This window comes from Maribellus mangrovi (assembly GCF_037646455.1).
Taxonomy (GTDB): Bacteria; Bacteroidota; Bacteroidia; order Bacteroidales; family Prolixibacteraceae; genus Draconibacterium; species Draconibacterium mangrovi_A.
This window is the reverse complement of sequence record NZ_JBBIXN010000002.1, coordinates 957,815-971,010: the sequence shown is the minus strand read 5'-3', so window position 1 is coordinate 971,010 and position 13,196 is coordinate 957,815. Positions and strand designations below refer to the sequence as shown.

Annotated in this window: 12 protein-coding genes; 9 read left to right on the top strand and 3 right to left on the bottom strand. The window is 42.9% G+C overall.

Annotated features, from left to right (window positions below; all coding sequences use genetic code 11):
• Positions 1 to 27: 27 nt before the first annotated feature.
• A complete protein-coding gene (gene guaB / locus WFY05_RS12105; RefSeq protein WP_340113120.1) occupies positions 28 to 1,503 on the bottom strand; it encodes an IMP dehydrogenase in 1,476 nt (491 codons plus the stop codon).
• Positions 1,504 to 1,640: 137 nt separating this feature from the next.
• On the opposite strand from guaB, the gene WFY05_RS12100 reads away from it, so the two are divergent.
• Positions 1,641 to 3,545 carry a RecQ family ATP-dependent DNA helicase gene (locus tag WFY05_RS12100; RefSeq protein ID WP_340113119.1) on the top strand — a complete coding sequence of 635 codons (1,905 nt, stop codon included), beginning with the start codon at positions 1,641 to 1,643 and terminating at the stop codon, positions 3,543 to 3,545.
• A gap of 54 nt (positions 3,546 to 3,599) precedes the next feature.
• Here the strand turns inward: WFY05_RS12100 and WFY05_RS12095 are convergent, their stop codons facing one another.
• Entirely contained in the window at positions 3,600 to 5,228 is a 1,629-nt protein-coding gene (locus WFY05_RS12095; protein ID WP_340113118.1) for a SulP family inorganic anion transporter, read from the bottom strand.
• A 297-nt stretch (positions 5,229 to 5,525) separates the two neighbouring features.
• Here WFY05_RS12095 and WFY05_RS12090 point away from each other — a divergent pair, with 297 nt between their 5' ends.
• From WFY05_RS12090 to WFY05_RS12055, 8 genes are all read left to right on the top strand, one after another.
• On the top strand, positions 5,526 to 6,143 hold the full coding sequence (locus WFY05_RS12090; RefSeq protein WP_340113117.1) for a DUF5063 domain-containing protein: 618 nt from the start codon (positions 5,526 to 5,528) through the stop codon (positions 6,141 to 6,143).
• A complete protein-coding gene (locus WFY05_RS12085; protein ID WP_340113116.1) occupies positions 6,144 to 6,716 on the top strand; it encodes a 3'-5' exonuclease in 573 nt (190 codons plus the stop codon).
• A gap of 3 nt (positions 6,717 to 6,719) precedes the next feature.
• Positions 6,720 to 7,910, top strand: a complete 1,191-nt coding sequence (locus WFY05_RS12080) for a class I SAM-dependent rRNA methyltransferase (protein ID WP_340113115.1) — start codon at positions 6,720 to 6,722, stop codon at positions 7,908 to 7,910.
• 100 nt (positions 7,911 to 8,010) lie between these two features.
• The gene (locus WFY05_RS12075; RefSeq protein WP_340113114.1) at positions 8,011 to 8,724 is read left to right on the top strand and encodes a phosphoadenylyl-sulfate reductase; all 714 of its coding nucleotides are present in this window, start codon (positions 8,011 to 8,013) and stop codon (positions 8,722 to 8,724) included.
• A gap of 118 nt (positions 8,725 to 8,842) precedes the next feature.
• The gene (locus tag WFY05_RS12070) at positions 8,843 to 9,079 is read left to right on the top strand and encodes a DUF6132 family protein (RefSeq protein ID WP_340113113.1); all 237 of its coding nucleotides are present in this window, start codon (positions 8,843 to 8,845) and stop codon (positions 9,077 to 9,079) included.
• Complete coding sequence (gene trxA, locus WFY05_RS12065) at positions 9,063 to 9,368, top strand: thioredoxin (RefSeq protein WP_340113112.1); 306 nt, start codon at positions 9,063 to 9,065, stop codon at positions 9,366 to 9,368. The genes WFY05_RS12070 and trxA overlap by 17 nt, the downstream gene beginning before the upstream one ends.
• Positions 9,369 to 9,379: 11 nt before the next feature.
• Entirely contained in the window at positions 9,380 to 10,120 is a 741-nt protein-coding gene (locus WFY05_RS12060) for a class I SAM-dependent methyltransferase (RefSeq protein ID WP_340113111.1), read from the top strand.
• 108 nt (positions 10,121 to 10,228) lie between these two features.
• The gene (locus WFY05_RS12055; RefSeq protein ID WP_340113110.1) at positions 10,229 to 11,575 is read left to right on the top strand and encodes an outer membrane protein assembly factor BamB family protein; all 1,347 of its coding nucleotides are present in this window, start codon (positions 10,229 to 10,231) and stop codon (positions 11,573 to 11,575) included.
• A 42-nt stretch (positions 11,576 to 11,617) separates the two neighbouring features.
• Here the strand turns inward: WFY05_RS12055 and WFY05_RS12050 are convergent, their stop codons facing one another.
• The gene (locus tag WFY05_RS12050; protein WP_340113109.1) at positions 11,618 to 13,129 is read right to left on the bottom strand and encodes a PepSY domain-containing protein; all 1,512 of its coding nucleotides are present in this window, start codon (positions 13,127 to 13,129) and stop codon (positions 11,618 to 11,620) included.
• Positions 13,130 to 13,196 lie beyond the last annotated feature (67 nt).

Genomic DNA, 13,196 nt, shown 5'->3' with positions numbered 1-13,196 from the left:
ATTCATATCAAATAATTAGAAAACCGATTATTGCCGGCTACTGTAGTTAGGTGCTTCGCGGGTTATACTTACATCGTGAGGATGACTTTCCTGTACTCCGGCATTCGAAATTCGGGTAAATTTAGCTGTCTGCAGCTTTTTTATATTTTGTGCACCGCAGTAGCCCATTCCGGCACGTAAGCCGCCAATTAGCTGGTACAAAACTTCATACAGCGATCCTTTGTACGGAACTCTGGCTGCAATGCCTTCGGGAACCAGTTTTTTAATGTCTTCTTCCATATCCTGAAAATAGCGGTCTTTCGATCCTTGTTGCATGGCTTCGACGGATCCCATTCCGCGGTACGATTTAAATTTTCGTCCCTGGTAAAGAATGGTTTCACCCGGCGATTCTTCAACACCGGCAAACAATCCGCCGGCCATAATCGAATCGGCACCGGCTGCCAAACCTTTTACAATATCACCTGAATAGCGGATGCCACCGTCGCCAATAACCGGAATACCGTAATCTTTTATTGCCTTTGAAACGTTATAAATGGCCGATAATTGTGGAATACCAACTCCGGCAATGATCCGGGTGGTACAAATTGATCCTGGTCCGATACCTACTTTTACAGCGTCGGCACCTGCTTTTGCCAGTGCCAAAGCCGCTTCGGCTGTACCGATATTACCGGCTACCACATCTTTTTCAGGATATTTTGCTTTTATCTTTTTTAATACTTCGATAACGCCTTTGGTGTGTCCGTGGGCCGTGTCGATTACCAGTGCATCCACCTGCGCTTTGATCAGTTCATCCACACGGTCGATGGTGTCGCCGGCAATACCAACACCGGCAGCTACACGCAAACGGCCTTTTTCGTCTTTGCAGGCCAGTGGTTTATCTTTTGCTTTTGTGATGTCCTTATATGTAACCAGCCCGATCAGCTTGTTATCTTTATTCACCACCGGAAGTTTCTCGATCTTAAATTTCTGAAGTATATCGGCTGCCTTTTCCAGGTCGGTCGACTCGGTGGTGTACACCAGGTTTTCGCTGGTCATTACTTCTGATATGGGGCGGTTCATATTGCGCTCGAAACGCAGGTCGCGGTTGGTAACAATGCCAACCAGGGAGCCATTTTCTTCCACTACAGGAATTCCGCCAATTTTAAAATTGGCCATGAGTTCCAGCGCATCTTTCACCTTTTTTTCGGCTGTAATAGTAATCGGATCGTAGATCATGCCATTTTCAGCACGTTTCACCGTTGTTACCTGGTGAGCCTGTGCTTCAATGCTCATATTTTTATGGATCACACCAATTCCGCCTTCACGCGCTATGGCAATAGCCATATTGTACTCGGTAACCGTATCCATAGCCGCCGTTAAAATCGGGGTGTTAATCGTAATGTTCCTGGTGAACTTTGAAGTCAGATCGACTTCGCGTGGTAAAAGCTCTGAATATGAGGGGAGTAGTAGTACGTCGTCGAAGGTCAAACCTTCAAATTCAATTTTATCTTCAAGAAACGACATGGTTACTTTTTTAAGTATTTTTGTTAAGTCGCAAAACTACAAAAAAATAGCACACAGGGAAGGCTAAAATGGCCGCCGAAACTATTTTGAACAATAAATATTGTTAAAGGCTAAAATGATTTCTTAATTTGTATTAAATGGAGTCTTTCAGGCAAATACTGATCAAACTTTGGGGGTACTCTGATTTCAGGCCACTGCAACTTGAAATCATAGAATCTGTGCGGGCCGGAAAAGATACGCTCGGACTTATGCCAACCGGTGGTGGTAAATCCATTACATTTCAGGTGTTTTCGCTTTCGAAGCCCGGAATATGTGTAGTGGTTACTCCTTTGATCGCGCTTATGAAAGACCAGCTTGAAAACCTCAACAAAAAGGGGATCAAAGCGCTAGCCGTTCACAGCGGAATGTCGAAACGCGAAATCAAACTAACGCTCGATAATGCGGTTTGGGGCGATTATAAATTTCTGTATGTTTCGCCTGAACGCTTGAATTCCGAACGTTTTTTGGAACGCATGAAGCAAATGAATATCAATTTGCTTACGGTTGATGAAGCACACTGTATTTCGCAATGGGGATACGATTTCAGACCAAGTTACCTGAACATTGTGGAGGTGCGAAAGTTTCTGCCTGATATTCCCATATTGGCGTTAACGGCAACTGCAACGCCAAAAGTGGCCGACGATATTCAGGAAAAGCTGGCTTTTAAGAAAAAGAACCTGCTGAAAATGTCTTTCCAGCGCGATAACCTTAGCTACCTCGTCAGGAATGTGGAAGATAAAACAGGCTATTTGTTGAAAACGCTTGCCAAAGTAAAAGGCTCGGGTATTATTTATGTACGAAGCAGAAAAGCCACGCGCGAGATAGCCGAAGAACTTCGTAAAAACGGGATTTCTGCCGATTATTATCACGCCGGATTAAGTAACTTGGTCCGCAACACCCGGCAGGATAATTGGGTGAATGGCAGGACACGTGTAATTGTTGCTACCAATGCCTTTGGGATGGGGATTGATAAACCCGATGTTCGTTTTGTGATTCACATTACACCACCCGATTCGCTGGAAGCATACTACCAGGAAGCCGGACGGGCCGGTAGAGACGGTAAGAAATCGGCCGCAGTTTTGCTTTATAATAATACCGACCGTGTAAAACTGAAAAAGCACGTGACAGTGGCTTTTCCGGAGATTGCCAACATTAAAAGAATCTACGATGCGCTGTGCAATTTTCTTCAGGTAGCCACCGGTTACGGAAAAGGAATGACTTACGAATTCAGTCTTCAAAGTTTTGCTCAGGCTTTTAAATTTCAGCAGGCCATGGTGTATAACAGCCTCAAGATTTTACAGCGCGAAGGTTACCTCGAGTTTACTGAAGAAGTGGATAATCCGTCGAGGATTTCATTTGTTGTTTCGCGCGATGAATTGTACAAATTCCAGGTGGCCAATGCCAATTTCGATAATTTTATTAAACTGATTTTACGTTCTTATACCGGATTATTTAGCGGATATGTAAGGATTGATGAGGAACTGTTGGCCAAACGTGCCGGAATTGATCAGGATGGTGTTTACAATTACCTGAAGCATCTGCGCAAATCGAATCTCATCGATTATGTTCCCCGAAGCCGGACTCCGTTTATTTATTTCAGCAAAGAACGAATTGCAATATCGCGACTGAAAATATCGAAAGAAAATTACGAGGTTAGGAAAAAAGATTTCGCCGAACGGATTGATGCCGTAATTCATTATGCCGGAAGTTCGGATACCTGTCGAAGCCAGATTTTACTTTCTTATTTTGGCGAGGATGATGCAGCACCTTGTGGTAGCTGCGATGTGTGTAAAAATGTTGAACACATGGAAATCACAACCTTCGAATTTAAAAGCATTGGCGAGCGGATTCAGAAAATTCTGGCTGAGCCGGTTAAAATGGAAGACCTGATTTTTAAACTGAAAGGAGATCCCGAAAAAATGCGCAAAATATTGAAATGGTATGTCGACAACCGTAAAATCGTTTTCCGCGTTGATGACCGCCTGGAGTGGAAGGAGAAATGAGCTTAGAGTTAAAAGTGTAAAGAATAACTTCAAATCGCAATAAAATCCATATTTCTATAGTTCCCGAACCTTTGCAATGGCCTGCTCAAAACTCGATAAAATCACTTCTTTCCCCAGCAAATCGCTTACCTCATGTTTATCGAGCTCTTTCAATACATCGGGTTGGACACCTGAAAGGATGACCGTTGTGTTAACATGTTTTAATTCTCGGATGACAGTTTTAAGATTGTGGATTCCTGTTGCATCAATAAAAGGAACATGACGCATTCTGATGATCAGTACACTCGATCTGGAACCGATGGATTTCAGCGTAGAACAATATTGTTTGGCCGATGCAAAAAAGAAAGGTCCGCTGATCTCGTATATTCCCACACCTTCGGGTAAGTCCGAATAATTTTCTAATACATCGCTGTCGACATCCATCGTGGCATTTTTGCCCGAATCGGCCATTCGTTTCATAAACAGTAGTGATGATAACACAACACCCACTTGAATGGCATAAGTAAGATCGACCAAAACGGTAAGAAAGAAAGTAACCAGTAGCACCAGGATGTCGAATCCCGAACCTTTCAGAATGGAAACAAAAGATCTCCATTCACTCATGTTGTAGGCTACCACAATCAGAATTCCGGCCAGGCACGACATTGGTATCAGCTTCGCCCATTTGCCCACAAAAAGCATAATGAGCAGCAAGGTAAGTGCGTGAACAATTCCGGCAACAGGAGTGCGACCGCCGTTTTTTACATTGGTGGCCGTTCTTGCTATGGCTCCGGTGGCCGGGATTCCACCAAATAATGGAGTCACAACATTGGCAATTCCCTGCGCGATCAACTCGGTGTTTGAGCGGTGATTTCCACCGATCATCCCGTCGGCAACTACTGCCGAAAGTAACGATTCAATACCGCCCAGCAAGGCAATGGTTAATGCAGGTGCCAGATACGAACTCAGTTGACTGAGTTCAAAGCTTGGAAAGGCAAGGTGAATATTGTTCGGAATTGATCCAAACACAGTTTCAATGGTGGTAACTGGTATATCAAAAAGCTGTACGAATCCGGTAAGCAATATAATGGCCACAAAGGAACCTGGGATTTTGGTTGTTACTTTTTTAAATAATACGGTGATCAGGATAGTAACGACTGTAATGCCCGCTGCCCAACTATTTAAGCTACCTAAACTTTGAAAATAAGTACTCCATTTGGGGATGAACTCCGACGGAAGTTGATCAATTTCCAGTCCCAGGGCATCTTTTATCTGCGTCGAAAAAATCACCAGCGCGATTCCACTTGTAAATCCGACAACCAATGGGTGTGGAATGAATTTGAGTAGTGATCCCAGTTTCAATAGTCCAAACAAAATAAGGATAATACCGGCCAGCATGGTTGATATCAACAAGCCATTAAAGCCATGAGTCTGCAAAATACCAAAAACAATAACAATAAATGCGCCGGTGGGGCCGCCAATTTGGACCCTGCTACCTCCCAGTAACGAGATAACGAGACCTGCAATTATCGCCGTAATTAAGCCTTTTTCGGGCGAAACACCTGAAGCTACTGCAAAGGCAATGGCAAGTGGCAGGGCTACAATACCAACTATTATTCCTGCAAAAAGGTCGCTGGTAAACTTTTGGTTAGAATAATCCTGTTTCAGAACACTGAACAATTTGGGACGAAATAAATGTACCATGAATGATCAAATGTAGATTTGAACAGCAAAGGTAAGGACAATCTGTTGCTCGTGATGTACTGACTCCATATATTTTTTGAAAGACGTGGTTTGTTAAATCATTCGCATATTTTTTATTCAATCGATTGAATGTTTTGATTAAGTAAAGTGGGATTTAAATTTGTTTTGCTTTTTCAATGTTCATTTATTAGAACTTCCATTTAGACCTTATGATTTTCTATGAAGTGATTCAGTTTTAGCTTCCGGCATGGTATTAAAATATCTTTACTACTTTTGCGGAATATTTAAAAGGTACGAATGAACGATCAGGGTGTCAGTCAAATAGTGTACTCCAAAAACGTGGTTGAGTTTGTTACCGTTGCCAACGAGTTCTGTACAAGCATGGAAAACGTGGGGCATCGTACGCCTCAGGAAAACCTGGATACGCTTCAGAAACTTCTTCCTTTGCTTTACCTGAAAGCAGCCGTTTTGCCCAAGGTAGAATCTGTTATGGATGAAGAACTGGAAAAGTTTGTTTCTGAGCTTGATTACAATACCCTGCACCAAAAGTGGCTGAAATTGCTGTGTGAATACGACAGTTTTTACGAAGTATTTGACCCGAGTATTCAGTTTGGCGACGAAACAGTAACGGCCAGCGTTTCAGAAAACCTGATGGATATTTACCAGGATCTAAAGGATTTTGTGACGGCCTACAGTATCGGAAATGAAGAAGTGATGAACGATAGTCTGGCTGAATGTGTTTTTCATTTCAGTGAGTTTTGGGGGCAGCAATTGGTAAATGTTTTGCGTGCCGTTCACATGCTGGTGGTTGGCAATATCGATTTTTCGGAGGAAACAATTGAGGAACCTGTCCCGGGTAAAGGAAATCCCAAATGGCTGGATAACTTTTGGGGAACGAATGAAGAGGAAGAATAAATGTTTAAAGAAAGTATAACAAACGAGGAGTTGGTTGAAATGCCTTTGAGATCGTTCGAAGGTGAAATTGTAGTTGTCGATTCCATGAAGAGAGTGCGAAATGCAGTTAAAGAATTGTCGCAGCATCGGGTGATCGGGTTCGATACCGAAACAAAACCATCTTTTAAAAAAGGAGTGGTGAATAAAGTGGCTTTACTGCAGCTTTCAACCCGCGACCGGGCCTTTTTGTTTCGCATCAATCACATTGGGTTACCAAAGGAAATTGTGAAGTTATTGGCCAACAAAAATGTGGTTAAACCCGGAGTTGCTATTCGCGACGACATTAAAGGATTGCAGGAGTTTGCCAAATTTAAACCGGCCGGGTTTGTTGAATTACAAGATGAAGCCAAAGATATGGGTATCCAGAATTTCAGCTTGAAAAAACTGGCCGCCATAACCAGTGGCTTTCGTATTTCAAAAGGACAGCAATTGTCGAATTGGGAAGCACCCGAACTTACCGACGCTCAACAACTTTATGCTGCTACCGATGCATGGGCTTCACTCATTATTTTCGAAAATTTTTCAAACAGCTAGTTTATGTCAGCCGATCTTGTTCAAGTGAGCCTGAAATCGGGAAAGGAGCAGTCGCTTAAACGGTTTCATCCGTGGGTATTTTCAGGTGCCATTCGCGATATGAGTGGAAATCCTGCCGAAGGCGACCTTGTAAAAGTCTTTTCGAATAAGAATGAATTTTTGGGAACAGGACATTACCAGATCGGATCAATTGCTGTACGCATTGTTTCTTTTCAGGATGTGGAAGTGGACTATACTTTCTGGAAGCAAAAAATTGAAAGCGCCTGGAAACTCCGGGAAAAACTCGGATTTTCAGATAATTCAGAAACCAATGTTTTTCGATTGATACACGGCGAAGGCGATAACATGCCCGGACTGATCGTCGATTTTTATAACGGAACAGCGGTGATGCAGGCACATTCGGTTGGAATGCACTTGATACGTGAATTGTTGGTAAAAGCCTTGCAGGAAGTTTTGGGCGATGCGCTAAAAGCGGTTTATTACAAAAGTGATAAAACCTTACCATACAAAGCCAATATTGATTCGGAAGACGGTTATTTGTATGGTAGCGATTCTGAGACTGAGGTAAAAGAATACGGATTGAAATTTAAGGTAGACTGGGAAAGTGGTCAGAAAACCGGTTTCTTTGTCGACCAGCGTGAAAACCGAAAACTGGTGGAACAATATGCCAAAGATCGTGAGGTGTTGAACATGTTTTGTTACACAGGAGGTTTCTCGTTTTATGCCATGAAGGGCGGTGCGAAACTGGTCCACTCCGTTGATGCATCGGAAAAAGCGATTGAACTTACCCGCGAAAACGTGGAGCACAATTTCCCGGGCGATAAACGCCACGATGTTTTTTCTGCCGATGGATTCGAATACCTGAAAAATATACGGGATAAATACGACCTTATCATTCTCGATCCGCCGGCATTTGCCAAGCATCGGAGAGCCTTAACTCAGGCTTTAAAAGGATACAAACGGATAAATACACGTGCCTTTGAACAGATCAGGAGCGGAGGCGTTTTATTTACTTTCTCCTGTTCTCAGGTGGTCACTAAGGATAAATTTCGCGAAGCCGTTTTTACTGCGGCCGCTATTGCCGGACGTAAGGTTCGCATTCTGCATCAGCTAACGCAGCCGGCCGATCATCCTGTAAATATTTACCATCCCGAAGGGGAATACCTCAAAGGTTTGGTTTTATATGTTGAGTAGTTGAAGAAATCAAAGATTGATAGAGATTGATTGTTATATTTGAGCACCTGAAGAGTTGCTTGAATCGCAACAAATGAGGATAAAAAAATTATTTTAGATTATGGATTTACGGAAAACAGCCGATCAATATAACTCCCAGCTTACTGATAAAACAAGTGTTGAAAAACTTAAGTTCCTGGCAGAACAACATCCGGGGAAGGTGGTGTTTACCACAAGTTTTGGCTACGAAGACCAGGTGATTACCGATATGATCTTTGATAACGACATCGACATCAAGATGATTACGCTGGACACTGGGCGATTGTTCCCCGAAACGTACAAAGTTTTCAGAAGTACGGTTGAGCGCTATAAAAAGGAAATTCAGGTTTATTTTCCGCCCGCAGATAAAGTGGAAGAGATGGTTACCAGGAAAGGGCCTTTCAGTTTTTATGAGTCGCTCGAAAACCGGAAAGAATGTTGTTTTATCCGTAAAGTGATTCCTTTAAAACGAGCGCTTTCAGGAAACGAAATATGGATCACCGGGCTTCGTGCATCGCAGTCGGACAACCGAAGCGATATGAAAGAGTTTGAAGTGGATGAAGGCAACAATATCGTAAAATGCAATCCGCTAAAAGACTGGGATCTTGATAAAACGATCGATTACGTTAAAGAGAAGCGTATTCCGTATAACGTACTTCACGATAAAGGTTTTGTAAGCATTGGTTGTCAGCCTTGTACGCGAGCCATTCAACCCGGAGAAGATTTCAGAGCCGGACGTTGGTGGTGGGAGCAGGGATCGGGCAAAGAATGTGGCCTGCACGAGGTGAAAAAATAATTCCGAACGATACATTATCGCCCCCTTTTTCAACAAAATCTATTTATGATATTTATTATCTATTGACAGTTTGAAACCAAAATCTGCAACTGTTGTTTGATTAATTACATAGTTTAAAATGGAAGCATTAAAAAACAGGCGTTTACAGCTTATCTTTCTGGTTTTAGGAGCCATTGGAGGATTTCTTTATTGGAGGTTTATTGGATGTACAAGTGGCTCTTGCGCCATTAAATCGGTTTGGTACTGGAGTACGCTGTGGGGTGCGGCCCTGGGTTATCTGGTTGGAGACTTTGTTAGCGACATTCTCCTAAAGATAAAGAAGAAAAAGGAAATAAAGAATGATAGGGAAGTTTAAAAATATTATTAATTCAAGTCGTCCGGTTTTAGTCGACTTTTATGCCGATTGGTGTGTGCCGTGTAAACAAATTCCACCTATTCTGAAAGAAGTTAAGGAGGAGTTTCGCGAGCAGTTGAGGATTATAAAAGTGGATGTGGACAGGAATCCGAATATTGCGACTCAATACCAGATTAGAAGCATTCCCACGGTAATTTTATTCAAAGACGGAGAAGCTAAATGGACCGGAATGGGCGTACGTTCGGCAGCCGAAATAAAATTGATGGTTCAACAACAAATGGACAATTAAATACCTTTAATTTGGACAACCAGCAAAACATATTTTATACTTCCATCTCAACTCACTATTCCGATATTTTTCCATTTAATCCCAAACAACTTTCCTTTGTTACAAACAAATTGAATTCGTTGCCCGATAAACAGATATTGGACATTGGGTGTGCTACCGGTCAGTTGGCTTTTCAGCTGGCAGCACAGGGAGCAAATGTTACCGGTATCGATCTGAACGAGGATCTGCTGGAGATCGCCAACGAGAGTATCCCGCAACCGAACCTGAAGTTTAGATTGGGAAATATGCTGGAACTGGAGGCCGATTTTGAGGCTGGAAAGTTAGACGGGGTGCTTTGTTTTGGCAATACTCTAGTACACCTGCAGGAACTGCACGACATGCGTAAAATGATCTTTGCAGTTTATAATCTTTTAAAAGATGGGGGACATTTCATGTTGCAAATTCTGAATTACGATTATATTTTGAAAGATAAGGTTACAGAACTGCCTGTAATCGAAAACGAAGCCATTCGTTTTGTGCGGAAATATGAATTTGTGGAGAAAAGCCGACTGGTGCATTTTAAAACCGAACTTCACCTTAAAAAGAAGAAAGAAACGATCTCGAACGAAACAACGCTTTTTGCTTTAAAAAGCAAAGAACTGAAACAGCTGTTAAATTCAGAAGGTTTCAGGAATATCGAATTCTTTTCCAATTTTAACGGCGATGCTTTTGGCGGCGCTCATTTACCCCTTGTTGTCAGCTGCCAAAAATAAACTCATCGCAACTATCTCAAGTTTTATTACTCCCTGAAATTTGACGTATCTGCAGGTTCGTGGAAGCAATTCTTCTAAAAGTGTTAATTTAGCTCCAAAACCAAATCAATGAAGAAAGTTGCATTCTATCTGTTATTGCTGTGTTCGTTTCTCAGCGTTAGTGCCCAAGACAATTATTTCCAGCAGTGGCCTTCGTTTCGGGGTCCTTTTGCCCACGGATTTATCGATGAAGCTCAAACAGTAGAAACCTGGAACCTCGAAACCGGCGAAAACATACTTTGGCAAACCGCCATTCCGGGCTTGGGGCATTCCTGCCCGGTTATCTGGGACGATAAAATTTTTGTAACCACTGCCATTAGCGGTTCGGGCGAAAATTATCTGAAAGTTGGTTTATATGGCGATGGCGATGCCGTTGAAGATGATTCAGAGCACGAATTCAAATTGTATTGTTTAGATAAAAACACCGGAGAAATACTCTGGGAACGTTTGTGCCATAAAGGTGTTCCGGTAGTAAAACGACATACAAAGGCCTCGCATGCCGATCCAACCCCGGCAACCGATGGAAAACATGTACTGGCATTTTTTGGATCGAATGGTTTGTATTGCTACAACCTCGATGGCGACCTACTCTGGAGTAAAAAGTTTGGCAAAATGAACGCGGGGCCCTATGATGCACCCAGCCTGGAGTGGGGATTTTCAAGTTCGCCGATCATTCATAGAGGTAAGGTGATTTTACAGTGCGATTTTTTGGGGAACGGTTTTATCGCTTGTTACGATGTGGAAACCGGGGATTTTATCTGGGAAGTTGCCCGCGACGACGTGGCTACCTGGAGTACACCCACAGTTTTTGAAAAGGATGGTAAAACGCAAATTGTGGTAAACGGCTGGAAACACATGGGCGGTTACGATTTTGAAACCGGAAGAGCAATCTGGCGAATGAGTGGCGGTGGCGATATTCCGACACCGACGCCCGTTTTTGCCCATAACCTCATTTTTATAAATAATGCGCACGGCAGATATTCCCCGATTTATGCCGTAAAACCAAATGCTACAGGCGATATTACTTTGGGCGACGATGAATTAACAAACGAATATATTGCCTGGAGCATTAAGCGTGGAGGAGCCTACATGCAATCGCCCCTGATTTACGGTGACTACCTTTATAATCTCCGCGGTAATGGTTCTTTATCGGTTTTTAAAGCCACTAACGGTGAATTAATGTACAAAGAGAGTCTGGGCTCAGTTGGGGGTTTCTCCGCTTCGGGAATTGCAGCCGATAACCGTATTTATTTCTGTGCAGAAAATGGCGATGTGTTTGTAGTAAAAGCCGGACCTGAGTTTGAAGTTCTTGCCCACAACAACATGAATGATATTTTAATGGCCACGCCTGCCATTTCTGAGGATGTGATTTATTTCAGGGCACAAAAATCTGTTATTGCAGTTGGAAAGAAATAGGTCCGAATATATTCAATTGCTTAGGAGATGCAATAAAAGCTGTCACTTTCGATAAACCATCCACCAGATAAGTACACCGCTGATAAGAACGATTATCAGACAAATACCCGCCAGTGGAACAAACAGGATATAAAAACCACCGATCAGGTGTTCAAATATTCGCCCGGTGTGTATTTCCTGCGAAACATTCCATAATGACATGGGAGAAGTTGTACGAATTTCTTCCGGCATATCAGGAAACTGATCTCCGTTCAATCCGATGGCACCACGGTTATAGTCGAACCAATATGCTTTTTCGCGGGAAGCTACCAGTCCCGAAGCCATATCAGCCGCAATGGGACGAGCCATTCCTTCAGGTGCGTGATAGCTTGCTCCACTAAAAAAATCGTTTACCTGCCCGGTTTCGGTATTCCATACGAACATACCGCTGAACGAACCTACCAACAGATGTTTCTTATTAATTGGCTCCAATACATTACAGCCCATAACACTAACCGGTGGTTGGTTATTTGCGGATTGCAGTTTTTTCTGCAGGCTTTCTTCAGCAAAGAAAAAGCCTTCAGAAGTGGAAAAAATGTAACGCTGGTTAGTGGCGTCCCACATTACGCGTCGCAGCTTATCGAACCACGTGTTTGGCTGATCGAGGTGTGTGCCCGGAATAATGCCCACCTGCTTGCTGGCAATAGCAATTAAAAGCGGTGGCCGCAGGTGTATGCCTGCAAAAGTGTTGATCACCAAAAAAAGTACAAAAACGTAACCCACCATGTTGTGCCAGTGAAGGTTGGTGCGTTTCGAGGCCAGCACATCTTCAAACGGTTTACCCTTTTTCTTCCATTGTTTAATAATTTTCGGGAAAAAGAAATGCAGTAGTCCGGTTACCGAAAGAAGGATGGTTACAATCCCCAGCAAATCGACAATAAGTTTCCCGGTAAGGCCGAAAAGTTCACCGCTGTGCAGTTGCCAGAAAGTGTCGAACAAACCTGTTTTACGCTTGTAATTCACCGGATCCGGGAGTTGTATTTTCTGAAATATGTTGCCATCGTTACTTTTAAAAAGGTAGTCGCGGGTTAAAATCAGCAAAGTATCTCCTTTTAAACTTACATCGGCTATCCGGTCGTTTTTTACAGAAAGTTCGATTTTCTCCCATGCTCCATTAGTTATCATGCGTTTGTACAAGCCCAGGTGCGTGCCGGCAAACATGGTATTCCTGAATTCCTGTAAAGCGTAGATTTTTCGGTTGTCTATTCCCGGTGGGAATCCCTGATTAAAATCGGAAAAGTTCTGGAAATCACGATCGCATTTCCAAATGCCGACATTCCCGTAAATAAAAATAGCGTTGCCCGATTGCAACGAACCACGCACGGCCCCCAGGTTCCAGTTGTTGTAGCTGTAATTGCCGGGCAATAGCTTTCGTGAAACATCAATCGCAGAAAACACGCCACGGTGGTTCATAACAATTCCCGAAGCCGCAAACAGAACAGCAATTAATGCGATGATTATTGCGGGCCATTTATGCAGCTTCTTAAAAAATCGGATCACTCGGCTCTTCTTCATCTTTTCGGATTTTGTCGCTTTCCTGATTGGTTTGGCTCTCGTGCGTAAAGATCAGCCATGTTATTCA

Coding starts and splice junctions, on each gene's coding strand:
- guaB (WP_340113120.1), bottom strand. CDS start 1,503: ATGTCGTTTCTTGAAGATAAAATTGAATTTGAAGGTTTGACCTTCGAC.
- WFY05_RS12100 (WP_340113119.1), top strand. CDS start 1,641: ATGGAGTCTTTCAGGCAAATACTGATCAAACTTTGGGGGTACTCTGAT.
- WFY05_RS12095 (WP_340113118.1), bottom strand. CDS start 5,228: ATGGTACATTTATTTCGTCCCAAATTGTTCAGTGTTCTGAAACAGGAT.
- WFY05_RS12090 (WP_340113117.1), top strand. CDS start 5,526: ATGAACGATCAGGGTGTCAGTCAAATAGTGTACTCCAAAAACGTGGTT.
- WFY05_RS12085 (WP_340113116.1), top strand. CDS start 6,144: ATGTTTAAAGAAAGTATAACAAACGAGGAGTTGGTTGAAATGCCTTTG.
- WFY05_RS12080 (WP_340113115.1), top strand. CDS start 6,720: ATGTCAGCCGATCTTGTTCAAGTGAGCCTGAAATCGGGAAAGGAGCAG.
- WFY05_RS12075 (WP_340113114.1), top strand. CDS start 8,011: ATGGATTTACGGAAAACAGCCGATCAATATAACTCCCAGCTTACTGAT.
- WFY05_RS12070 (WP_340113113.1), top strand. CDS start 8,843: ATGGAAGCATTAAAAAACAGGCGTTTACAGCTTATCTTTCTGGTTTTA.
- trxA (WP_340113112.1), top strand. CDS start 9,063: ATGATAGGGAAGTTTAAAAATATTATTAATTCAAGTCGTCCGGTTTTA.
- WFY05_RS12055 (WP_340113110.1), top strand. CDS start 10,229: ATGAAGAAAGTTGCATTCTATCTGTTATTGCTGTGTTCGTTTCTCAGC.
- WFY05_RS12050 (WP_340113109.1), bottom strand. CDS start 13,129: ATGAAGAAGAGCCGAGTGATCCGATTTTTTAAGAAGCTGCATAAATGG.